Below are 22,573 nucleotides of genomic sequence, written 5' to 3' on the forward strand. Positions count from 1 at the left end.
CGTGCTGCGACTTGCCGCAGAAGGAGCAGTAAAGGGTGCTCTTGCTGTCCGAGCCACTCAATTTCGTCATAAAACTTCCTATGGCGGGCCCAAAAGGGGCTCTGCCGTCCTTATCCTAGTCCCCGGTCACCCAATTACAATATGGCAATTGGGTGACATTGGTTCAATGTCCCGCTTGGCACCAAGGCGCCAAGCAGACGTCAACAAACGCAGTTACCGTGGTGTTGCCCGGCAGGGCGATCAGGGCGTCGGGCCCTCGCTCACGTCCTTCGGCGCCTCGTCGCCGGGCAGGCCCGGGCGGCGGTCGTAGACATGGTCGACGAGCCCGAATTCCTTCGCTTCGTCGGCTTCGAGGAAAGTGTCTCGGTCCATCGCCTTTTCGATCTCTTTCAGCGACTTGCCGGTATATTTGACGTACAGGTCGTTCATCCGTTTGCGGATGCGCAGGATTTCCTTCGCCTGGATCTCGATGTCCGACGCCATGCCGCGCGCACCGCCCGAAGGCTGGTGAACCATCACGCGCGCATTGGTCAGCGCGACGCGCATGCCGGGCTCGCCAGCGGCGAGCAGGAAGCTGCCCATCGACGCCGCCTGGCCGATGCACACCGTGCCGACGCGCGGGCGGATGTACTGCATCGTGTCGTGGATCGCCATGCCCGCCGTGACGACCCCGCCCGGCGAGTTGATGTACATATAGATGTCCTTCTTCGGATTCTCCGATTCGAGGAACAGGAGCTGGGCGACGATCAGCGAGGCCATATTGTCCTCGACCTCGCCGGTGACGAAGACGATCCGTTCGCGCAGCAGGCGCGAGAAAATGTCGAAGCTGCGTTCGCCGCGGCTCGTCTGTTCGACGACGACGGGAACAAGGGCGGCGAGCGGGTCGATCATTGGAAATTCGTCCTTGTGTTATCGGGATGCCGCACCGGAGAATCCGGCGGGCTGACCCCTCCGGCGTCTTACATCGTCGCCAAGCGGGGCTCTTTCAAGGGGGCAAAAAGAAGGGGCGGGAAAGTCCCGCCCCGTCCTTCTTGTCCGATTTCGGCTCAGTCGCCTTCGCCCGGCTCGGGCGAGAAATATTTGTCGAACTTGTCCTCGACGCCCTTGAATTCGTCGGCGTCGGCAGGGGTTTCCTTCTTGACCGTGATGTTCGGCCATTCGGCGCTGAACTTCGCGTTCACTTCGAGCCATTTTTCGAGCCCGCTCTCGGTGTCGGGCAGGATCGCCTCGGCGGGGCATTCGGGTTCGCAGACGCCGCAGTCGATACACTCGTTCGGGTTGATGACGAGCATATTCTCGCCCTCATAGAAACAGTCGACGGGGCACACCTCGACACAGTCCATATATTTGCACCGGACGCAGGCATCGGTGACGACATAGGTCATGGGTTCAGCTCCCTTTGTCGGCGGCACCCTTGCCGTCCGACATCCATCGGACCCGCCTCTAAGCCGCGCGAATGTTACGCGTCAACGCAAAGCGACAGTTGCGAATCACTCTCACTCGATACGCAAAAGCCCGCCCTTCGGGGCGACAGCTTTTCCTTTCGGCCCGATAGTTCAACTGGAGGCGGCCGCGGCGTCCGGATCGAGACGGATATAGCAGGCCTGTGCCTCGGGCGCGGGGCCGCGGCGCAAGGGAAGCGTCAGCAGGCGGATCACCTCGATCCGCTCGCCGACGGGCAGCACAAGCGTCGATCCGGCGTGCACAGCGCATGACGACCGGGTGATGCGCCGCCCGTCGAGCCGGATATGACCCGCCTCGACCATCGCCTGCGCGATGCTGCGCGAGCGTGCGAAGCGCAGGAACCACAGCAGCTTGTCCAGCCGGATGCTCCCTGCGGCGCCGGGGCTTGCCATCAGTCCTTGCGCGCGTCGGCGAGGAGCGCGGCGAGGCCCGCGAAGGGGCTGTTGGGCGAGGGGCCGCGGCGCTCGGGGCGATCCGGCCTTGGGGGACGCGGGGCATCGGTACGCGGCTTGCCGCCGGGCTTGCCCTCCGTTCTGCCGTGCTTGCCCTTGGCATGTTTGCGCGGCGGGCGCCGCGCCTCGCCGTTCGCCGCACCGCGCGGCGGCGTCTCGGCGCCCTTGCGATCCTTCTTGCGGCGCGGCCGTTTGTCGGCGGCCTTGCGCAGCCCCGACCAGCGCCAGCGTTGCAGCTCGGGCTCGCCGACGCTGCGGAAACCGAAGCTGCCGAGCAGCGCGCGGCGCGTCTCCTCGTCGAGGCCGAGCGAAGTCGCGAGCGCGGGGTCGATGACGAAGCCCGGCGGCGTGGCGGCGTGACCCTCGGCATCCTCGCTCGCATGGTCATGGTGATGATCGTCGTGGCCCGCCAGTGGCGCGGTCGGCGGCGCTGCCGCCTGCATCCGCGCGGCATGCGCCTGGCGCGCCAGCTTTTCGGCCATGTCGATGCGCAGCCAGCCATTGGCGCAGCGGCGGAATCCGGCGATCGAAAGCCCGGCCTGGCTGCCGGTCTTTTGCAGCACCGCGCCGTGCGGCGGCAATGCCGGCACCGGCGCGCCCTGCTGCGCCGCGGTCAGCGCCGCACGCCAGCGCACCGCTTCGGGCTTGAGCAAAAGCGGGTGGAAGACATCGAGCGAGCCGATGGTGAAACCGAGCTTGCGGAGCTGCGGCCGCTCCTCGGGGGCGAGGGCGTTGAGCTGATCCTCGACCGCGGCGCGGCCGATCGTGCCGCTGTTGTCGGTGAGCGCGGCGAGCAGCGCGCGGACGCGCGGCGGGGTGAAAAGGTCGCCCGCCGCCTCGCCCATCGCCGCAAGCGGCCCGGCATGGCGGGCGAGCTGCGCGGCGACGAAACGCTGGAGCCGCTCCGAGATCGCCTGCACCTGGCCCGGTTCGAGCCGGCGGAGCGACGGATCGATCTGGATAGCCGGCTGCACCAGCGTCGGCCCGCGCGCGAGCGTCGCGATGGCGTGGCCGTGCCAGGCGAGGCGTGGCGCCGTGCCCGGTTCGGCGATCAGCGACAGCGCGCTGTCGTCACCCTCGGCGAGCGCGGTCGCGCGGCGCGCCAGTTCGGCGCGCAGATGCTTTTCGGCGGCCGCGAGCAGCATGCGATGGTCGCTTGCCTTGGCGACCGGATCGACCTTGAACTGGAAACCCTTGAGCGTCCCGATCGCCTCGCCGTCGACCGCGACGGTGCCGTCGGCGCCGACCGCGACGGGCAGCGCGGCGTTACGCTGTCCCGCGTCGCGGAGCAGCAGCGCGAGCCGCCGGTCGACGAAGCGCTGCGCGAGCGCCGCGTGCAGCGCATCGGACAGCCGCGATTCGAGGAGCTGCGCCTGCTCGGTCCAGCCCGCGGCGCCCGCGATCCAGTCGCCGCGCTGCGCGATGAAGCAGAGCGTGCGCACAGCGGCGATGCGGCTCGCGAGCTGGTCGATATCGCCCTCGACGTCGTTCAGCCGCGCGAGCCGCCGCGCGAACCAGTCGGGGTCGATCATCCCGTCGCCGCTCGTGCGCCACTGCCACAGCCTGAACACGGTGCGGCTGTGATGCTCGGCGCCCAGTTGCTCGAAATCGGGAAGGCCGCACACGTCCCACAGACGCTGCACCGCGTCGAAATCGCCGCCGCGCGCGCGGACTTCCATATCGCCCGCGAGATGCTTGAGCACCGCGATGTCGACCGCTTCGGGGGCGGGGCGCAGCATCGGCTGGCTCGGCGGCCGGGCAAGGTCCGAAAGAAGCTGGTCGAGCGAGCCGAAGCCCGGCGTCGGGTTGCGCCAGAACAGGCTCGTCAGCGGGGGAAAATGATGTCCCTCGATCGCCGCGATTTCCTCGGGCGTGAAGCCGCCCTGCGGCAGGCCGACGGTGCCGAAGCTGCCGTCCTGCTGGTGGCGTCCGGCGCGGCCCGCGATCTGCGCCATTTCCGAAACCGTCAGCCGGCGGAGGCGCCGCCCGTCGAATTTCTGCAAGGATGCGAAGGCGACATGCTGGACGTCGAGGTTCAGCCCCATGCCGATCGCGTCGGTGGCGACGAGATAGTCGACCTCGCCCGCTTCGAACATCGCGACCTGCGAATTGCGCGTCTTGGGGCTGAGCGCGCCCATCACCACCGCCGCGCCGCCCGAGAAACGGCGAAGCATTTCGGCGATCGCATAGACCTCCTCGGCCGAGAAGGCGACGATCGCCGAACGTTTGGGCAGGCGCGAAAGCTTCGACGATCCTGCATAGCTCAGCGTCGAAAAACGCGGCCGCGTGATGATCTCGGCCTCGGGCACCAGGCTTTTTACGAGGCCGCGCATGCTCGCCGAGCCGAGGACCATCGTTTCCTCGCGTCCGCGCGCGCGCAGCAGGCGGTCGGTGAAGACGTGGCCGCGTTCGGGATCGGCGCCGAGCTGGGCCTCGTCGATGCCGACGAAGGCGACGTCGCGTTCGACCGGCAGCGCCTCCATCGTCCCGAGCAGGTACCGCGCGTCGGGCGGCATGATCCGCTCTTCGCCGGTGATCAGCCCGACCTGCGCCGCGCCCTTGATCGCCACCACGCGGTCGTAGACCTCGCGCGCGAGCAGGCGCAGCGGGAATCCGATCATGCCGCTCGACCGGGCGGTCAGGCGCTCGACCGCCAAATGGGTTTTGCCGGTGTTGGTGGGGCCAAGGACAGCCTTGACCGGCTGGGAAGAGGAAGAGGTCATTTTCTTGGGTATCAAGCTGGCATGCGCGCGCGCGCGGCGCAACAGGCGAAAGCCCTGTCGTACGCGGAAGGCCGATTTTTCCCGCCATGTTGCATCATATCCCGGCCCCGCCACGCCTCGCCGCAATGCCGCCGCGCAAATCCGCCATTAAATTGACTTTAACGACCTTTCTTTACAGACAATGGCTCGAAAACATCATTCGGCGGCCGGATACGGGGTGGCTGCCGGGCGGGGGTTGCAATTTGTTTCAGCGTCACGAACCCATCGCGGGGATGTCCGGCAACGCGGCCGCCCTCACGATGTCGCAAGCGATTCCGCTGCGGCACGCGGATTCCGGCGCCGAATCGCCACTCGGCTGGCGCGACCGCCTTGCGGAGCTCGACCTCGTTCCCGACCTCGGCAACAATATCGGTTCGGCCGAATGGTGGCGCGGGCTTGCGACATTAACCCTGCTCTGCACGAGCGCCATCGCGACCTTCCCCGGCATCCGGCCGCTCGAGACTCCGGCGCCCGCGCTCGATGCCGCCGATTTCAACGAAGCGCGCGCGCAGATGATCGTCCCGCTCGCGTTCGGCGGCGATACCGGCCGGCATATGGCGGCGACCGACGCCGTCCGCCCGCTGACCCAGACCCCCGAACGGCCGCAGATCGAACTCACCGCGACGCTGGGCCGCGGCGACAGCTTCGCGCGGCTGCTCGAACGCTCGGGCGTCGGCAGCAGCGAGGCGCAGGCGCTCGCGAATCAGGTGTCGGGCGCGGTTCCGCTCGCCGACATCGCGCCGGGCACGCGCATCGACCTGATCCTCGGCCGCCGCGCCGCGCGCACCATGCCGCGCCCGGTCGAGGCGCTTGCGATGCGCGCGCGCTTCGACCTCCGCATCGAGATGGAGCGGCAAGGCGGCCAACTCGTCATGCGGCGCATCCCGATCGCGGTCGATACGACGCCGCTGCGCATCCGCGGCAGGGTCGGCGACAGCCTCTATCGCTCGGCGCGCGCCGCCGGCGCGCCGCCCGAGGCGATCCAGTCGTATCTGCGTGTCGTCGGGAAACAGATTTCGGTCGGCAGCGACATTCGCGCGGGCGACGAGTTCGATATCATCGTCGACTATCGCCGCGCCGAGACGGGCGAGAGCGAGACCGGCAAACTGCTCTATGCGGGGCTGATCCGCGGCGGGAAATCGAAACTCTCGATGCTCGAATGGACTGTCGACGGGCGGACGCAGTGGTTCGAGGCGTCGGGCGTCGGCGAACAGCGCGGCGGCATGGCGCGCCCGACCAACGGTCGCGTCACCTCGACCTTCGGCATGCGGCGCCACCCGATCCTCGGATACAAGCGCATGCACAGCGGCATGGACTTCGGCGGCGGCTATGGCGCGCCGATCCATGCGGTGACCGACGGCGTCGTGACGATCGCCGGGCGCCACGGCGGTTTCGGCAATTATGTGAAGCTCAATCACGGCAACGGGCTCGGCACCGGCTATGGTCATATGAGCCGTATCGCGGTGCGCCCCGGCCAGCGCGTCAGCCGCGGGCAGGTGATCGGCTACATCGGCTCGACCGGCCTCTCGACCGGCCCGCACCTCCATTACGAACTCTATCGCAACGGCCGCGCGGTGAACCCGTCATCGGTGACCTTCGTCACCCGCGCGTTGCTCGAGGGCAAGGCGCTCGCCGACTTCCGCGCGCGCATCCGCGCGCTGACCGCGATCGCGCCGGGCGCCGCGCTGACCCCGATCGCACCGAAGCAGGTCGAGGGGCCGAAGCTCGGTTCGCTGGCGGATGTGGCGTCGAAAAGGGTTGGTGACGGCATCTGATCCGGCATGGAAAGCGGCAATATCCATTTGCCGCGGGGCCAAGCGCCGCTATGCACCCCCCATGACCCAAGCCGTTTTCCCCGACCTGCGCCTGCGCCGCACCCGCCGCACGGGCTGGAGCCGCGCGATGGTGCGCGAAACGCATCTCTCGCCCGCGAACCTCATCTGGCCACTCTTCGTCTGCGACGGATCGGGCAAGGAAGAGCCGATCGCGAGCCTGCCCGGGGTGTCGCGCTGGTCGGTCGATCTGCTCGTCGAACGCGCGCGCGACGCGGTCGCGGCGGGCATCCCGTGCCTCGCGCTCTTTCCCTATACGCAGGCCGACCGGCGTAGCGAGGACGGCGGCGAAGCGCTCAATCCCGACAATCTGATGTGCCGCGCCACCGCCGCGATCAAGCAGGCGCTCGGCGACGATATCGGCATCCTCACCGACGTCGCGCTCGACCCCTATACCAGCCACGGGCAGGACGGGCTGATCGACGATGCGGGTTATGTGCTCAACGACGAGACGGTCGAGGTGCTGGTGGGGCAGGCGCTCAACCAGGCGCGCGCCGGCGCCGACATCATCGCGCCCAGCGACATGATGGACGGCCGCATCGGCGCGATCCGGCAGGCGCTGGAGGCCGAAGGCTTCGGCCATGTCCAGATCATGAGCTATGCCGCCAAATATGCCTCGGCCTTTTATGGCCCCTTCCGCGACGCGGTCGGCTCGCGCGGGCTCTTGAAGGGCGACAAGAAGACCTATCAGATGGATCCCGCGAACAGCGAGGAAGCGCTGCGCGAAGTCGCGCAGGACCTTGCCGAGGGCGCCGACAGCGTGATGGTGAAGCCTGGGCTGCCCTATCTCGACATCGTCCGCGCGGTGAAGGACAATTTCGCGGTGCCCGTCTACGCCTATCAGGTGTCGGGCGAATATGCGATGATCGAGGCCGCGGCCGCCGCGGGCGCGGGCGACCGTGATGCGCTCGTCCTCGAAACATTGCTCGCCTTCCGCCGTGCCGGCGCGTCGGGTGTGCTCAGCTATCATGCGCTCCACGCCGCGCGGCTGCTCGGCGCCTGATCCTGTGAGCGACAGCAGTTCGCCGCGCCGCTGGCTGTTCGTGCTGACGATCCTCGTCGGCAGCTTCCTCCTCTTCCTCGTCCAGCCGATGGTCGCGCGGATGGTGCTGCCCAAGCTGGGCGGCGCGCCGGCGGTGTGGAACAGCGCGATGCTCGTCTATCAGGCGCTGCTGCTCGGTGGCTACGCCTATGCGCACTGGCTCGGCCGCTTCACCGTGCGGCGACAGGCGACGATCCATCTCGCACTCTTCCTCGTCGCGGCGCTATGGCTTCCGATCGGAATTGCCGAGATCGCGCCGCCCGCGCCGGGGCAGGAGGCGCTGTGGGTGCCGCTGCTCCTGCTCGCATCGATCGGCCCCGTCTTCTTCGTCGTTTCGGCGCAGGCGCCGCTGATGCAGCGCTGGTTCGCCGCCGACGCCCGTGCCGGCGATCCCTATTATCTCTATGCCGCCTCGAACCTCGGCAGCTTCGCGGGGCTGATCAGCTATCCGGCGCTGGTCGAACCGGCGATGCCGCTCGCGGCGCAAAGCTGGGGCTGGACCGCCGGCTACGCGCTGCTCGTGCTGCTCGTCGCGGGTACCGCGGCCGCGCGCTGGCGCGGCGCCGCCGAAGCCCATGCCGACGATGCGGGCGAACCGCGCCCGACGCTGCGCCGCCAACTCCACTGGCTGCTCATCGCGGCGGTGCCGTCGGGGCTGATGCTGTCGACGACGACGCATCTCACCACCGACATCGTCGCGATGCCGCTGCTCTGGGTGCTGCCGCTCGGCCTTTATCTGCTGAGCTTCGTCATCGCCTTTTCGCGCCTGCAACGGGCAACGCAGATCGTCACGCTGCTGGCGCCTGTGGTGCTGCTCTCGGTCGGCGGGCTCGGCCTCCTGAGTTCGGGCGGCGGGTCGATGACGGTCGCGCTCGCCAGCCTCGCGATGCTTTTCGTCATCGCGGTCGCGCTCCACGGCTATCTCTATCACCTCCGTCCCGGCGCGCAGCATCTGACGCTCTTCTACCTGATCATGTCGGCGGGCGGCGTGCTCGGCGGGTTGTTCGCCGCGCTGTTCGCGCCGCTGATCTTCGACTGGGTGTACGAGCATCCCTTGCTGATCCTCGCCGCCGCAATGCTGCTGCCGCTGCCGGCGCTCTTCCCGTGGGACAAATGGCTGGGGCTCGAGGACAAGACCGCGCGCGCGGTCACGGTGCTGCTTGTCGCGGTCGCCGCCTTCGGCGCCTGGCATATGGTCGACGACTGGACCGGACGCGTCGACAAGGCCGTGACCGTCTGGGGAATCGCGATCTTCGTCATCGGCATGCTCGTCATCGGCTGGCGCTGGGCGTTCGTGTCCGTCCTCGCGCTGCTGATGATCGGCGTCGGCGGCTGGGACACGATCCAGGAAAGCTTCACCGGCGCGCGGGTGCGCAGCTATTTCGGCGTCTACACCGTCACCGACTATCCCGAATCGAACCAGCGCCGCCTCGCGCACGGCACGACGCTCCACGGGCTGCAGCGCACCGATGCCGCGCACCGGCGCGATCCCACGACCTATTACGGGCACCAGTCGGGCGTCGGGCTGACGCTCGACAAGGTCGAAGCGCTGGCGGGGCCGAACGCGTCTGTCGGCATCGTCGGGCTGGGGGCGGGGACGCTCGCCTGTTACCGCAAGCCCGGCCAGCGCTGGACGATCTTCGAGATCGACCCGGTGATGGTGGAAATCGCGCGCGATCCCTCCAAATTCACCTTCCTCTCCGATTGCGCCGGGGACACGCCCATCGTCATCGGTGACGCGCGGCTGCAGATCGCGCAGCAGCCGGCGGGCCGTTTCGACGTCATCGTGATCGACGCCTTCTCGTCCGATGCGATCCCGCTCCACTTGCTGACCAGGGAAGCGATCGGCATCTACGCCCGCGCGATGAAGCCCGACGGCATATTGCTCATTCACATCTCGAACCGCTTCTTCGGGCTCGAACCCGTGCTGGCCGAAGAAGCGCGCGCGCGCGGCTGGACCGCGGCGATCCGCATGGACCCGGGGCCGATCGGCGACGAATATGGCGACCTCACCGGATCGAACTGGGTCGCGCTGACCGCCACGCCCGAACGGATGAACGAATTGACCGGCGGTATCCGCCCGCGCAAGGACGCGATGGATCCCGATGCATGGGTGCCGCTCGAGGCGCGTCCCGGTTTCACCCGCTGGACCGACGATTACGCCTCGACGCTGCCGGTCCTGATCTGGAAGAATATCATCGGAGGCCGCGACGAATGACCGCCATCAGCATCATCAGCGTCAACGGCAAGACGCCCGTGATCCACCCCAGCGCCTTCATCGCGCCCGGGTGCAGGATCATCGGCGACGTGACGATCGCGGCCGACGTCAGCATCTGGTATAATTGCGTGTTGCGCGCCGACGTCAGCCGCATCGTCGTCGGCGCGCGGTCGAACATCCAGGACGGCAGCGTCGTCCATTGCGACGGTCCGATGCCGCACCGCCCCGAAGGCTTTCCGACGATCATCGGCGAGGATGTGCTGATCGGCCATATGGCGATGGTGCACGGCTGCACGCTGGCGGACAGGGCGTTCGTCGGATTGAAGGCGACGGTGATGAACGGCTGCCGCATCGGCAGCGACGCGATGCTCGCGGCGGGCGCGCTGCTCACCGAGAACAAGGAAATCCCCGATCGCGAGCTGTGGGCCGGATCGCCCGCGCGCCGCGTGCGCGAGATCGACGATGCGCAGGCGGCGGGGATGCAGATGGGCGTCGCGCATTATGTGATGAACGGCCGCATGCACAAGGCGGCGATCGAAGGCTGAAACGAAAAAGGCGCCCCGGTCTCCCGGAGCGCCCCTTTGTCTTCGTCGCCTGGCTCAGCTGAAGTTCACCATCGCATAGAGCATCGGGATCGACAGCAAGGTGTTCGTCCGCGAAAAGATCATCGCGGTCTTCGCGGCCTTCGCCTTCGTCGCATCGTCGGCCTCGACGATCCCCAGCGCCTTCTTCTGGTTCGGCCAGATCAGGAACCAGACGTTGAACGCCATGATCAGCCCTAGCCACATGCCGACGCCGATCAGCTTGTACGGATCCTGCAGGCCCAGCGCGGGCGCGAGATATTTGGCATGGCCGGCGATGCCGATGCCGAGCAGCACGGTGATCAACGCCGCCCAGCGGAACCAGAAGAGCGCGGCGGGCGCGATATGCTTCGACACGCCGGCTTTCAGCTCGGCCGGAATCTTGGGCATCGTCGGCATCTGGACGAAGTTGAAATAATAGAGCAGGCCGATCCACAGCACGCCGAAGAAGGTGTGCAGCCAGCGCATGATCGCGTTGCCCGCGGCGACCCCGTCCTCGAAATTCTGGCCGTTCAGGCACAGCATCAGGATGATCGCGAGCACGAGGCCCGTGCCCAGCACCGCGTGCAGGTTTCCGAAAAATTTGTCCATGGCAGTTCCCCCTGTTTATCGCGGCGCCGCGTGCGACCCGGAGCCGGTGATGCAGCTATGCCAGCCCAAGGGGGAAATGCATCAATTTTTGTTGGTGGCGGCCTCTTCGGGGACGGCGAGGCCGTTCTTCAGCATCACCGGCACCTGGCTCAGCGTGAAGAGGAAGGAGAGGGCGGTGACGCCCCAGACCTTGATCGTCAGCCACAGATCGAAGCTCATCTGCTTCGCCTGGATCATCTCGTACATCACATGGTTGGCGATGCCGAGCGCGGCGAAGAACAGCCCCCAGTTGCGCGAGAGGAGCAGCCAGCCGCGGTCGGTCAGCCCCTCGAGCGCCGACTGGAGCAGATATTTGAGCATCGGTCGCTTGAACCGGTATCCGCCGAGCAGCAGCACCGCGAAGGCGGCATAGATGATCGTCGGCTTCATCACGATGAATCGCTCGTCGTGGAACCATATGGTCAGCGCTCCGAAACCGAGGACGAGGATGCTCGACATCCACAGCATCGGCGAAATCTTGCCGAGCTTCCACTTCGACACCGCCATCGCGATGACGATCGCGACCATGAAGGCCACCGTGCCCTTGATCGCGGCGGTCGTCGCGGCGAATGCGCCTTCGCCGCCGGAGGAGAATTTATAGGCGAGGAAGAAGACGAGCAAAGGCCCGAAGTCGATCACGAAGTTGAGCCAGCCATGTTTCGCCGGCGGCGGCGCGGGGGCGGCTTCGGGGCCGCCCGGAAGCTGGTCGATCTGGTCGAGCTGATCGCTCATCTTATGTTTCCTGCAATGATGCCCGCGATCTCGTCCGCATCGAACGGGCGAAGGTCGTCGATGGTTTCGCCGATACCGATCGCGTGGATGGGAAGCCCGTGGCGCTCGGCGGCGGAGACGAGCACGCCGCCGCGCGCGGTACCGTCGAGCTTGGTCATCACCAGCCCGGTGACGCCCGCGACCTCGCGGAACACGTCGATCTGCGACAGCGCATTCTGCCCCGTCGTCGCGTCGAGCACGAGCACGACATCGTGCGGCGCGGCGGGATTGAGCCGGCCGAGCACGCGCTTGATCTTGGCGAGCTCGTCCATCAGCTCGCGCTTGTTCTGGAGGCGCCCGGCGGTGTCGACGATCAGCACGTCGATCCCCGTCGCGGTCGCCTGCTTCACCGCGTCGAACACGATGCCCGCGCTGTCGCCGCCCTCGGGGCCCGCCATGATCGGCACGCCGAGCCGCTCGGCCCAGACCTTCAATTGCCCGATCGCGGCGGCGCGGAAGGTGTCGCCCGCGACGAGCATCACGCCATAATCCTGTTCCTGGAACAGATGCGCGAGCTTGGCGATGGTGGTCGTCTTGCCCGACCCGTTGACCCCGATCACGAGGATGACTTGCGGGCGCGGGAAGGCGTCGATGTCGAGCGGTTCGGCGACCGGGCGCAGCACCGCGGCGATTTCCTCGGCGACGACCTTGCGCAGTTCCTCGGTGCCGTTGGCGGCGATGTCGCGGCGTTCGGCGAGGCGGCCCCGGATGCGGTCGGCCATCGCGGGGCCAAGGTCGGCGGTGATCAGCGCTTCCTCGATGCGGTCGAGATCGTCCTCGTCGAGCCGCGCCTTGCCGGTCAGCCCAGCGAGATTCTCGCCGAGCCGTTCGGAGGTGCGGCGAAAGCCGCCGAGCAGCCTTTCGCTCCAGCTTTTGCCGGTCATGCGGCGATATCCTTTGCTTGCGTAGGTGTCGCGACCATGCGGTCGCCGTCGCGCGCCGTCAGACGCACGTCGATGATGGTGCCGGGCGCGGCCGGGGCGGTCAGTGTCACGGCGGCGAAATTTCCGGCATGGCCGGTCAGTCCGTCGCGTTCGACGAGCATCGATGCGGCGCGGCCGACCTGCGCATCGAGCCAGCCCTGCCGCCGCCGCGCATTGGCCTCGCGCAGCATCGCGGCGCGCTCGCGCGCGATACCGCGCCCGACCTGCGGCATGCGCGCGGCGGGCGTCCCGGCGCGCGGACTGTAAGGAAAGATATGGCCGAAGACGATGTCGCAATCGTCTATCAGCGCCAGCGAGTTCGCAAACATCCCATCGTCTTCGGTCGGAAAGCCCGCGATCAGGTCGGCGCCGATCGCGATCTCCGGCCGCGCGGCCTTCAATCGCTCGATCAGCCGCACCGCGTCGGCGCGGCGGTGGCGCCGCTTCATGCGCGTCAGCACCATGTCGTCGCCCGCCTGCAGCGACAGATGGACGTGCGGCATCACGCGCTTTTCCTGCGTCAGCAAGGCAAACAGCGCGTCGCCGATCCGGTCCGGATCGAGCGACGAGAGGCGGAGGCGCTCGACGGGCAAAGCGAGCAATGCCTCGACCAGCGCGGCCAAAGTCGTGCCGCTGTCGTCGCCATAGCTGGCAAGGTCGACCCCGGTCAGGACGATCTCGCGCTGCCCGCGTGCCAGCGCCGTCCGCGCCGATGCAACCACCGCTTCCACGCTCGCCGACCGCGCCGTTCCGCGCGCAAGCACCGTCGCGCAGAAGGTGCAGCTATGCGAACAGCCGGTCTGGACGCCAAGGAAAGCGCGCGCATGGTCGGCGCCCGAGAGGGCCGGAGCATAGGGCAGCGCGCGCGTTGCGGCCGGCTTGCCGCCATAGCTTTGCGGAAGCCCTTTCGCGTCGTTCGGCACCACCCGCGCACCCATCGCCGCGAAAGCATCGCGCTCCAGCTCGGCCGCGCACCCGGTCACCACGACCTCCGCGTCCGGCCGTTCGCGCAGCGCGCGGCGCACCGCCTGTCGCGCCTGCCGCACCGCCTCGTCGGTGACCGCGCAGCTGTTGAAGACGATCGTGCCCTGTGCGCCTGCCGCCTTGACGGCCACGCGAATGGCCTCGCCCTCGGCGATGTTGAGCCGGCAACCGAAATTGACGACCTCTTGCCGGTCGACGGGGGAAGCGCTCATCCGAACTGCGTCCAGTCGGTCTCGCCCTCGTAAACGCGCGTCGCGGCGCCGCTCATCACGATCGGCTGGCCCGGCGCCCAGCGGATGATCAGGTCGCCGCCGGGCAGCGACACCGTAACCGGCGACTGCACCAGTCCGGCGCGGATCGCCGCGACCGCCGTCGCGCAAGCGCCGGTGCCGCACGCCTGCGTCAGGCCGACGCCGCGCTCCCAGACGCGCAGCTGGAGCTGATCCTCGCCGTCGAGGCTCGCGACATTGACGTTGACGCGCTCGGGGAACAGCGGGTCGGTTTCGATCCGCGGGCCAAGCTCGGCGAGCGGCACCGCGTCGGCCTCGGGCACGAAAAAGACGATATGCGGATTGCCGACATTGACCCCGGCGCCATGTTCCAGTTCGTCCCACGCCACGGGCATGTCGCGCGTGTCCATCGGCATCGCGAGCGGGATATGCTCCCAGTCGAAGACGGGCTCGCCCAGCGTCACTTCGGCACCGCCGTCGGCCGGCGTGACGCGCAGCATGCCGCCCAGCGTCTCGATCACCGCGGGCTTGCCGATCAGAGTCGCGACGCAGCGCGTCGCATTGCCGCACGCCTCGACCTCGCCGCCGTCGGCGTTGAAGATGCGCATCTTCACGTCGGCGCTGTTCGACGGTTCGAGCAGGATCAGTTGGTCGCACCCGATGCCATGCCGCCGGTCGGCGATCGCATGCGCGCGCGCCGGCGTCATTTCGACGCTCTGCTCGCGCGCGTCGATCACGACGAAGTCGTTGCCGAGGCCGTGCATCTTGGTGAAGCGGTCTGCCATAGTCCGCGCATGTAAGGGCGCGCGGGCGCGAAGTCTAGCGATGCGGCGGCATCACGCCGTCTTGCGCAGCGGCTCGTCCTCGCGAACTCCGGGATCGGCGGGCGGCACCTTCGGCGCGCGCAGCAGGCCGCGCTCGGCGAGCAGGCGATCGGTGTCGACCGCCGATGCGGCGCGGCCGAAATACCAGCCCTGGCCCTTCGAGCAGCCGAGCCGCGTCAGCTCGATCGCGGTCGCCTCGTCCTCGACGCCCTCGGCGGTGATCGGCATGGACAGGCTCTCGCCCAGCCGCACGATCGCGACGACGATCGCCTGCGCGTCGGCGCTGCCGCGCATCGCGGCGATGAAGCTGCGGTCGATCTTGATCCGGTCGAACGGCAGCGCGCGGAGGTGCGACAGCGAGCTGTAGCCGGTCCCGAAATCGTCGAGGCTGAGCGATACGCCCTGATTCTTCAGGCTGGTGACGATCGAACGGACGAGCGGCAGATTTTCGAACAGCGAGCTTTCGGTGATCTCGACCTCGAGCTGCGCGGCCGGAAAGCCGACCTCGACGAGCAGCTTGGTCAGCTTCTGGCTGAACCACGGATCCTTGAGCTGCTGCGGCGAGATATTGACCGCGAGCATGATCGACGGGTCCCAGCGCTTCGCGATCTCCATCGCATTGCGGACGACCTGCAGCGACAATTCGCCGATCAGGCCGCTTTCCTCGGCGACCGGAATGAAGCGTTCGGGCGGGATCATGCCATATTCGGGCGATTCCCAGCGCATCAGCATCTCGAAACCGAGCAGGCGGCCGGTGGCGATATCGACCTGCGGTTCGAAATGCGGAATGAACTCGCCGCGCGGCATGCCGTTGCGGATTCCCGTCTCGATCTGGTTGCGAACCTGCACCGCCATCTCCATGCCCGCTTCGAACCAGCAGAAGCGGTTCCGGCCCTCGTCCTTGCAATGATACATCGCGATGTCGGCCTGGCGGACCATCGTTTCCATCGTGATGCTGGTGTCGCCGGCCAGCGATATGCCGAGCGAAGCGCCGATACGGATCGGCTGGGCGTCGTGCATGATCTTGTTGTCGAGTGCCGCGACCAGCTCGGCGGCGAGCGCATCGATATCGGCGCGCGCGGCGGGCTCGAACGCCAGCATCGCGACGAACTCGTCGCCGCCGAGCCGCGCCTTGGTGGCGGTGGGCGGCAGGACGGCGGAGATGCGTTCGGCGGCGACCTGCAGCACGCGGTCGCCGGCGGCATGGCCGTGAATGTCGTTGACCGTCTTGAAATGGTCGAGGTCGAGCAGGAACAACGCGACCTGGCGTTTTTCGGCTGCCGCGCTGGCGATCATCCGCTGTCCCGACGACAGCAGCGCGCGGCGGTTGAGGAAGCCCGTCAGCGGATCGGTGTCGGCGAGATAGCGCGCGCGCTGCTCGGCCTCGGTGCGTTCGAGGATTTCGCGGTTGAGATCCTTGTAGCGGCGCCAGCCGAACAGGATCAGCGCGATGTTGAGTACCAGCGCCGTCGCCAACGCACGGTCGGGGCCGCCGCCGATGCCGATCAGGGCGCGCACGGCCGCCTGCATCACATTGCTGCCCGTCCCCACGAACAGCAGGATCGCGGCGACGACGATGCCCCCGGCTATGATGTCGCGTTTGGCGCCCTCGCTGCGGTCGAATTGCTTCGGCGTCGCTGTCATATGAATTTGTCCCACCCTTGCGGGCTTTATGGGGCGAAGCGGTGAAATTTGGGTTAAATGGTGGTCGGAAGCCGCTTTGGGGTGCTTGCTTTTGGCGGCCCTTTTGCGTAGAGGCTGCCGCGTTCGCGCGCATTTTGCGTTCGGGCGTATCGACATCCGCGACGGAAAACCTGTCCACGGATACCGCTGGTTGGCGAGGTTTCGCTCACCGGCGTGTTTTGCGTTGCGGGCGTCGAAAGCAAGGATTTTGGCTGTGTTCGATAGTCTGAGCAACCGGCTTGGCGACGTTTTCGGGAAGCTCCGCGGCCGCGGCGCGCTGACCGAGGCCGACGTGCGTGCGGCGATGCGCGAAGTGCGAATCGCCTTGCTCGAGGCCGACGTCGCATTGCCCGTCGTGCGCAGCTTCGTCGATCAGGTCACCGAACTCGCGATCGGCCAGAATGTCCTGCGCTCGGTCACCCCGGGTCAGCAGGTGGTCAAGATCGTCAGCGACGCGCTGACCGAAATGCTCGGCTCCGAAACCGCCGAGCTCGACCTCGCCGTCACCCCGCCCGCCGTGATCATGATGGTCGGCCTTCAGGGCTCGGGCAAGACGACGACGACCGCCAAGATCGCGAAGCGCCTCAAGGACAAGGAGCGCAAGAAGGTGCTGATGGCGTCGCTCGACGTCAATCGCCCCGCCGCGCAGGAACAGCTTGCCGTCCTCGGCACCCAGATCGACGTCGCGACCCTCCCGATCGTCGCGGGCCAGCAGCCGGTCGAGATCGCGCAACGCGCGCTGCAGGCGGCGAAGCTGCAGGGCTATGATGTGCTGATGCTCGATACCGCGGGCCGTCTCCACGTCGACCAGCAACTGATGGACGAGATGCAGGCGGTGTCGCGCACGGCGAACCCCGCTGAAACGCTGCTCGTCGTCGACAGCCTTACGGGTCAGGACGCGGTGCAGGTCGCGCAGCGCTTCACCGATCAGGTGCCGCTCACCGGCGTCGTGCTCACCCGCATGGACGGCGACGCGCGCGGCGGCGCCGCGCTGTCGATGCGCGCGGTCACCGGCAAGCCGATCAAGTTCGCGGGCACCGGCGAAAAGCTCGACGGGCTCGAACTCTTCCAGCCGTCGCGCATCGCCGGCCGCATCCTCGGCATGGGCGACGTCGTCAGCCTCGTCGAACGCGCCGCCGAGACGATCCAGGCCGAAGAGGCCGAGGCGATGGCGGCGAAGATGGCCAAGGGCCAGTTCGACCTCAACGACCTGCGTACGCAATTGAACCAGATGCGCCGCATGGGCGGGCTCGGCGCGCTCGCCGGCATGATCCCGGGCATCAAGAAGGCGCAGGCGCAGATGGCTGCGGGCGGTGCAGACGACAAGATGCTCGTCCACTTCGACGCGATCATGGGTTCGATGACCCCGAAAGAACGCGCGAAGCCTGAAATCCTGACCGCGAAGCGCAAGATCCGCATCGCCAACGGGTCGGGCACGACGGTGCAGCAGGTCAACAAGGTGCTGAAGATGCACCAGGAAATGGCCAGCGCGATGAAGAAGATCCGCAAGATGGGCGGGCTCAAGGGCCTCGGCGCGCTGTTCGGCAAGGGTGGCGGCATTCCCGGAATGGGCGGTATGGGTGGCGGTGGCGGCCTCCCCGGTCTCGGTGGAGGCGGATCGATCCCGCCCGAACTCGCCAATCTGATGAATAAAAAGAAGTAATTACACCCGAATTTCAGTTTAGAAGGTAAAGGAAGATATCATGGCAACCTCCATTCGCCTCGCACGCGGCGGTTCGAAAAAGCGTCCCTATTACAAGATCGTCGTCGCCGATTCGCGCAGCCCGCGCGACGGCCGCTTCATCGAACGTATCGGCAGCTACAACCCGCTGCTCGCCAAGGATAATCCGGAGCGCGTGAAGCTCGACGCCGACCGTGCGAAGCATTGGGTTTCGGTTGGCGCGCAGCCGACCGACCGCGTCGCCCGCTTCCTCGACGCCGCGGGCGTCCTCGAACGCGCCGTCCGCAACAACCCGAACAAGGGTGTCCCCGGCGAAAAGGCCAAGGAACGCGCCGAAGAAAAGGCCCAGAAGCTGGCTGACGCCGAAGAGGCCGCCGCCGCCGCTGCCGCCGCTCCTGCTCCGGAACCCGAAGTCGAAGCTCCGGCTGAAGAAGCTGCCGCTGAAGAAGTCGTGGCCGAAGAAGCCGCCGCTCCCGAAGCCGCGGAATCAGACGCGACCGGTTCGGTGAAGAGCGAAGCGACCGCCGAAGCCGTCGCCGAAGCCGTTGCCGACGAAACCCCGGCCGACGCGACCGCGGCCGACGCGACCGCGATCGCCGAGGAAGTCGCCGAAGGCGGCCCGGTTGCAGCCGAAGCCGAAGAAGCCCCGGCCGCCGAGGAAGCGCCCGCCGAGGAAGCCGGCGAAGAAAAGGCCGAAGGCTAAATCTTGGCCGACGCAAATCGCCCCGTCACCCTCGCCGCCATCGCCGGCGCGCATGGGGTGCGGGGCGAGGTGCGTCTCAAACTGTTCGGCGAAGGCGCGGAGGCTCTCCGCGCCTTTTCCGTTTTCGACGCGGGCGACCGCAAACTGACCCTCAGATCGGTGCGCCCCGCCAATCAGGGCGCGGTCGCGACCTTTGCCGAGGTCACCGACCGCAGCGCCGCCGAGGCGCTGCGCGGCACCGTCCTCACCGTCCCGCGCTCGGCGCTGCCGCCGCTCGGGCCGGGCGAATATTATCACCACGACCTCATCGGCCTGCCGTGCGTGTCGACCGACGGCGCGGCCATCGGCCATGTCGCCGCGGTCGAGAATTTCGGCGCGGGCGATATCCTCGAAATCGAAAAGTCCGACCGCAAGCGCTTCATGGTGCCGATGACCGCGCAGGCGGTGCCGGCGTGGAACGCCGACGGCGTGACCGTCAACGCGGCGTTCGTCGAATAGCCGATTGTCCTGACCGGCCATTCTGATAGCCACGGCGCACAACGTCGGGGAGACTGTCATGCACTGGAAACCGGGTTTCGCTTTCGCTCTCATGCTCGCAGGCGCGATTCCCGCCGGCGCGCAGGAACCCGCACCCAAAACCCTCGACCAGCTCGCGCCCGAAATCGACGCGCTGTTCGCAAAATATCAGGCCGAACAGCATATCCCCGGGCTAGTCTACGGCGTCGTCAAGGACGGCAAGCTCGCCTATGTGAAGGGCCTCGGCGTCCAGAACATCGCCGACAGGCGCGCGGTGACCGCCGACAGCCTGTTCCGCATCGCCTCGATGACCAAGGCGTTCACCGCGCTCGCGATCCTCAAGCTGCGCGACGACGGCAAGCTCCGCCTCGACGACCTCGCCGAGCAATATGTGCCCGAGATGAAGGGCTGGACCTATCCGACGAAGGACAGCCCGCGCATACGGATCAGGGATCTGCTCCAGCATGTCGGCGGCTTCGTCACCGACGACCCGTGGGGCGACCGGCAACAGGTGTTGCCGCAAGCCGACTTCACGAAGATGATCGCCGCCGGGGTGCCGTTCAGCCGCGCGCCGCAATCGGCCCACGAATATTCCAACTTCGGCTATGCGCTGCTCGGGCGGATCGTCACCAACGCCTCGGGCATGGCCTATACGGATTATGTCCGGCGGACGATCCTGACCCCGCTCGGCATGACGAGCAGCGGTTTCGACGCGCCGAAAGCGCCCGAGGCGCGCTACGCGCTCGGCTATCGCTGGGAAAATGACAAATGGACCGCCGAGCCCGAAATGATCGACGGTGCGTTCAACAGCATGGGCGGGCTGCAGGTCAGCGCGAACGACTATGCCAGATGGGTCGCCTTCCTGCTTTCGGCGTGGCCCGCGCGCGACGATCCCGATACCGGCCCGGTCAGGCGCGCGACGGTGCGCGAGATCGCGCAGGGCCTCAATTTCACCTCGGTCGTCAATCGCACCGGCGCGAGCGGCGGCGATGCGTGCAAGCTGTCGAGCGCCTACGGCATGGGCTGGCGTGTCGCGCAGGATTGCGACCTCGGCCTCACGCTTGCGCACGGCGGCGGCTATCCGGGGTACGGCAGCCATGTGATGCTGATGCCCGACTTTGGTGTCGGCGTCTTCGCGCTGGCGAACCGGACCTACGCGGGGCCGTCGGCGCCGGCTTGGGACACGGCGGTGGCGATGGACGAGGCCGGCCTGCTCGAGCCGCGTGCCGTTCCCGTCGCCCCGGCGGTCGCCGGGGCCTATGTGGCGGCAAAAGCGGCTTATGCCGCCGGCGACCTTGGCCCGCTTCGGGGCAAGCTCGCGATGAATTTCCTGATGGATCGCTCGGCGGACACCTGGAAAGCCGAACTGGCGAGGCTGAAAGCCGCGGTCGGCGAATGCCCGACCGACGAACCGCTCGCGCCGATGGGCGCGATGTCGGCCGCCTTCAGGCTCAATTGCGACAAGGGCAGGCTCGACGGGCTGTTGCTGCTCGCGCCGACCGCGCCGGCGACGGTGCAGGCGCTACGCTTCCGCGTCGTGCCGCCCGAAGCGCCATGATCCGACAGGGAATGTGAACGGGGTGAGGCTTTTGCAAGGGACAGCCTCACCCCGTTTTCGCCCTGGACCTTCGAGAGGGGAGGACAGGGAATTATCGTGCGCGGCGCGGGCTGATGCCGCAGCGTGCGGCCGCGCGGGTGAAGAAACTGTCTTCGCCCGGCGCGCTCGCCGGACCCATATATTCGCCCATGCGGCGGAAGGGTTCGGCCAGCCATTTGATGGCGCGGGTGATATCGGCGCTGAAATGATCATGACCGTCATTCCAAACGCGCATGAACTGCTCGTCTTTCATCGCTCATCTCCTTTCGCTTCGGTGCAGCCTGAATGCGCCCTTTCGCACCGCGCCGCCAACAAAAGGCGTAGACCATGATATAAGGCCTGCTTATAAGGTCGCATGTCCCGCCTGCCGCCGCTTGCCGCCATACGCACCTTCGAGTCCGCCGGACGCTTGCAGAATTTCTCGCGTGCCGCCGAGGAGCTGGGGCTGACGCAGGCGGCGGTAAGCTATCAGATCCGCCAATTGGAAGACCGGCTCGGCCGTGCGCTCTTCGTGCGCGAGAAGGGGCGGGTGCGCCTCTCCGAAACGGGGCAGCGGCTGCTTCCCGCGATCAGCAACGCCTTTGCCACGATGGGCGACGCCTTCGCCGCGCTCGGCAGCGACGAGGCCGACGTGCTGACGATCAACGCCGCGACCAGCTTCGGCGGCACATGGCTCAGCGCGCGCATCGGCAGCTTCCAGCTCCAATATCCCGAACTCGCGGTGCGCATGGCGATGAGCAATCAGCTGATCGATTTCGATGCGTCGAACGTCGATGTCGCGATTCGCATCGGCAAGGGCGTGTGGCCGGGTCTGCGCAGCGATTTCCTGATGCGCCAGTATCTCGCGCCGATCGCCTCGCCGGCTTTTATCGGGGAGCATGATATCCGCGAGCCCGCCGACCTGCTCCGCGTCCAGCGGCTCGCGCCGAACGACAGCTGGTGGGCCGAATGGTTCGCCTTGGCAGGGGTCGAAACGCCGCCGGTGCCGTCGCGCCGCGGGATCGAGCTCGACAGCCAGCTTCAGGAAGCGAGCGCGGTGCAGGCGGGATTCGGCGTCGCGATGATGACCCCGCTCTACTGGCAGGCCGAACTCGCGAGCGGACGGATGGTCCAGCCCTTCGACACTCTCTATGTCTCGGCCTCATCGGGCATGTGGCTCGTCCACCGCGACAACCGCGTCGGGGTGCGCAAGATCGAGCGCTTCCGCGAATGGCTGCACGCCGAGATCGGCAAGGATCGCCACCTGCTCCCCGACGCGGTATGGGAGCCGCCTTCATGAACCTGGTTTCGGCCATATCCTTGATCTGCTTCATTCTGGCCATGCAGCTCGGGACGATGCTTCTGTACCGCGCGTCCTTGCGTCGTGCGGGCAGGGGCGGGGTTGGCTTCCGGGAAATGGCCATTGTCGCTCCCGCGATTGTACCGACATTGTTGCTGATTCCGGTTGTGATCGGATTGTGGCTCTATTCGGCCGCTTTTGGCTGGAAATTTGCCATTTCCTTTCTTTGGTGGGGGCCGGTCGGCGCGATTTTGGCGTGGTTGTCGGGGCACGGCTTGATGCGCTGGACTTGGCGTCAGATTTCTGTTGAGCGCCGACCATGACTTTCACCGCCGTTCCCCTCACTCTCTATCCCGACATGTTCCCCGGCCCCTTGGGGCACAGCATGGCGGGGCGCGCGC

General features: G+C 67.3%; 20 protein-coding genes and 2 pseudogenes. 11 read left to right on the plus strand and 11 right to left on the minus strand.

Annotated elements, in window-relative coordinates; all coding sequences use genetic code 11:
• Positions 1 to 240: 240 nt before the first annotated feature.
• The 4 genes from clpP to JHC57_RS13170 all read right to left on the minus strand — a co-directional run bounded on the left by clpP (position 241) and on the right by JHC57_RS13170 (position 4,639).
• Entirely contained in the window at positions 241 to 891 is a 651-nt protein-coding gene (gene clpP, locus JHC57_RS13155; RefSeq protein ID WP_294030512.1) for an ATP-dependent Clp endopeptidase proteolytic subunit ClpP, read from the minus strand.
• A gap of 155 nt (positions 892 to 1,046) precedes the next feature.
• On the minus strand, positions 1,047 to 1,385 hold the full coding sequence (fdxA, locus tag JHC57_RS13160; RefSeq protein ID WP_294030514.1) for a ferredoxin FdxA: 339 nt from the start codon (positions 1,383 to 1,385) through the stop codon (positions 1,047 to 1,049).
• Between the two features lie 171 nt (positions 1,386 to 1,556).
• The gene (locus tag JHC57_RS13165) at positions 1,557 to 1,856 is read right to left on the minus strand and encodes an RNA-binding S4 domain-containing protein (RefSeq protein WP_294030515.1); all 300 of its coding nucleotides are present in this window, start codon (positions 1,854 to 1,856) and stop codon (positions 1,557 to 1,559) included.
• Positions 1,856 to 4,639 (minus strand): helicase-related protein, encoded by a 2,784-nt coding sequence (locus JHC57_RS13170; RefSeq protein ID WP_294030516.1) that lies wholly within the window; start codon positions 4,637 to 4,639, stop codon positions 1,856 to 1,858. The genes JHC57_RS13165 and JHC57_RS13170 overlap by 1 nt, the downstream gene beginning before the upstream one ends.
• A 299-nt stretch (positions 4,640 to 4,938) precedes the next feature.
• Here JHC57_RS13170 and JHC57_RS13175 point away from each other — a divergent pair, with 299 nt between their 5' ends.
• The 4 genes from JHC57_RS13175 (at position 4,939) to JHC57_RS13190 (ending at position 10,315) form a co-directional block, all read left to right on the plus strand.
• Complete coding sequence (locus tag JHC57_RS13175) at positions 4,939 to 6,453, plus strand: M23 family metallopeptidase (protein WP_294030517.1); 1,515 nt, start codon at positions 4,939 to 4,941, stop codon at positions 6,451 to 6,453.
• A 61-nt stretch (positions 6,454 to 6,514) separates the two neighbouring features.
• Positions 6,515 to 7,513 (plus strand): porphobilinogen synthase, encoded by a 999-nt coding sequence (gene hemB / locus JHC57_RS13180; protein WP_294030518.1) that lies wholly within the window; start codon positions 6,515 to 6,517, stop codon positions 7,511 to 7,513.
• Positions 7,514 to 7,517: 4 nt separating this feature from the next.
• Positions 7,518 to 9,770, plus strand: coding sequence for a fused MFS/spermidine synthase (locus tag JHC57_RS13185; RefSeq protein ID WP_294030519.1), 2,253 nt, complete (start codon positions 7,518 to 7,520; stop codon positions 9,768 to 9,770).
• Positions 9,767 to 10,315, plus strand: a complete 549-nt coding sequence (locus tag JHC57_RS13190) for a gamma carbonic anhydrase family protein (RefSeq protein WP_294030520.1) — start codon at positions 9,767 to 9,769, stop codon at positions 10,313 to 10,315. The genes JHC57_RS13185 and JHC57_RS13190 overlap by 4 nt, the downstream gene beginning before the upstream one ends.
• Before the next feature lie 54 nt (positions 10,316 to 10,369).
• Here the strand turns inward: JHC57_RS13190 and JHC57_RS13195 are convergent, their stop codons facing one another.
• The 6 genes from JHC57_RS13195 to JHC57_RS13220 form a co-directional block, all read right to left on the minus strand.
• A complete protein-coding gene (locus JHC57_RS13195) occupies positions 10,370 to 10,942 on the minus strand; it encodes a urate hydroxylase PuuD (RefSeq protein ID WP_294030521.1) in 573 nt (190 codons plus the stop codon).
• A gap of 81 nt (positions 10,943 to 11,023) precedes the next feature.
• Positions 11,024 to 11,713, minus strand: coding sequence for an inner membrane-spanning protein YciB (locus JHC57_RS13200; RefSeq protein ID WP_294030522.1), 690 nt, complete (start codon positions 11,711 to 11,713; stop codon positions 11,024 to 11,026).
• A complete protein-coding gene (gene ftsY / locus JHC57_RS13205) occupies positions 11,710 to 12,636 on the minus strand; it encodes a signal recognition particle-docking protein FtsY (protein WP_093509589.1) in 927 nt (308 codons plus the stop codon). The genes JHC57_RS13200 and ftsY overlap by 4 nt, the downstream gene beginning before the upstream one ends.
• A complete protein-coding gene (locus JHC57_RS13210; RefSeq protein WP_294030523.1) occupies positions 12,633 to 13,871 on the minus strand; it encodes a MiaB/RimO family radical SAM methylthiotransferase in 1,239 nt (412 codons plus the stop codon). The genes ftsY and JHC57_RS13210 overlap by 4 nt, the downstream gene beginning before the upstream one ends.
• Positions 13,868 to 14,674, minus strand: a complete 807-nt coding sequence (dapF, locus tag JHC57_RS13215) for a diaminopimelate epimerase (RefSeq protein WP_294030524.1) — start codon at positions 14,672 to 14,674, stop codon at positions 13,868 to 13,870. Before dapF ends, JHC57_RS13210 begins: the two co-directional genes overlap by 4 nt.
• Before the next feature lie 51 nt (positions 14,675 to 14,725).
• Positions 14,726 to 16,357: an EAL domain-containing protein gene (locus tag JHC57_RS13220; protein ID WP_294030525.1), complete on the minus strand. Its 1,632-nt coding sequence runs from the start codon at positions 16,355 to 16,357 to the stop codon at positions 14,726 to 14,728.
• Between the two features lie 253 nt (positions 16,358 to 16,610).
• On the opposite strand from JHC57_RS13220, the gene ffh reads away from it, so the two are divergent.
• The 4 genes and pseudogenes from ffh (at position 16,611) to JHC57_RS13240 (ending at position 20,854) form a co-directional block, all read left to right on the plus strand.
• Positions 16,611 to 18,059 carry a signal recognition particle protein gene (gene ffh, locus JHC57_RS13225; protein WP_294030526.1) on the plus strand — a complete coding sequence of 483 codons (1,449 nt, stop codon included), beginning with the start codon at positions 16,611 to 16,613 and terminating at the stop codon, positions 18,057 to 18,059.
• A gap of 40 nt (positions 18,060 to 18,099) precedes the next feature.
• A pseudogene (rpsP, locus tag JHC57_RS13230) lies at positions 18,100 to 18,567 on the plus strand (30S ribosomal protein S16); the annotation flags it as partial.
• A gap of 216 nt (positions 18,568 to 18,783) precedes the next feature.
• Positions 18,784 to 19,278, plus strand: coding sequence for a ribosome maturation factor RimM (gene rimM, locus JHC57_RS13235; protein WP_294030527.1), 495 nt, complete (start codon positions 18,784 to 18,786; stop codon positions 19,276 to 19,278).
• 58 nt (positions 19,279 to 19,336) lie between these two features.
• Positions 19,337 to 20,854 (plus strand): serine hydrolase, encoded by a 1,518-nt coding sequence (locus JHC57_RS13240; RefSeq protein WP_294030528.1) that lies wholly within the window; start codon positions 19,337 to 19,339, stop codon positions 20,852 to 20,854.
• A gap of 91 nt (positions 20,855 to 20,945) precedes the next feature.
• Here JHC57_RS13240 and JHC57_RS13245 read toward each other — a convergent pair whose 3' ends face one another.
• Positions 20,946 to 21,146 (minus strand): hypothetical protein, encoded by a 201-nt coding sequence (locus JHC57_RS13245; protein ID WP_294030529.1) that lies wholly within the window; start codon positions 21,144 to 21,146, stop codon positions 20,946 to 20,948.
• 102 nt (positions 21,147 to 21,248) lie between these two features.
• Here JHC57_RS13245 and JHC57_RS13250 point away from each other — a divergent pair, with 102 nt between their 5' ends.
• The 3 genes and pseudogenes from JHC57_RS13250 to JHC57_RS13260 form a co-directional block, all read left to right on the plus strand.
• Complete coding sequence (locus tag JHC57_RS13250; RefSeq protein ID WP_294030530.1) at positions 21,249 to 22,172, plus strand: LysR substrate-binding domain-containing protein; 924 nt, start codon at positions 21,249 to 21,251, stop codon at positions 22,170 to 22,172.
• Positions 22,169 to 22,495 carry a hypothetical protein gene (locus tag JHC57_RS13255; RefSeq protein ID WP_294030531.1) on the plus strand — a complete coding sequence of 109 codons (327 nt, stop codon included), beginning with the start codon at positions 22,169 to 22,171 and terminating at the stop codon, positions 22,493 to 22,495. Before JHC57_RS13250 ends, JHC57_RS13255 begins: the two co-directional genes overlap by 4 nt.
• Positions 22,492 to 22,573 (plus strand): annotated as a pseudogene (locus tag JHC57_RS13260) (tRNA (guanosine(37)-N1)-methyltransferase TrmD); the annotation flags it as partial. The gene JHC57_RS13255 and the pseudogene JHC57_RS13260, both read left to right, overlap by 4 nt.

It is taken from the genome of Sphingopyxis sp. (genome assembly GCF_016463645.1).
Classification (GTDB): Bacteria; Pseudomonadota; Alphaproteobacteria; order Sphingomonadales; family Sphingomonadaceae; genus Sphingopyxis.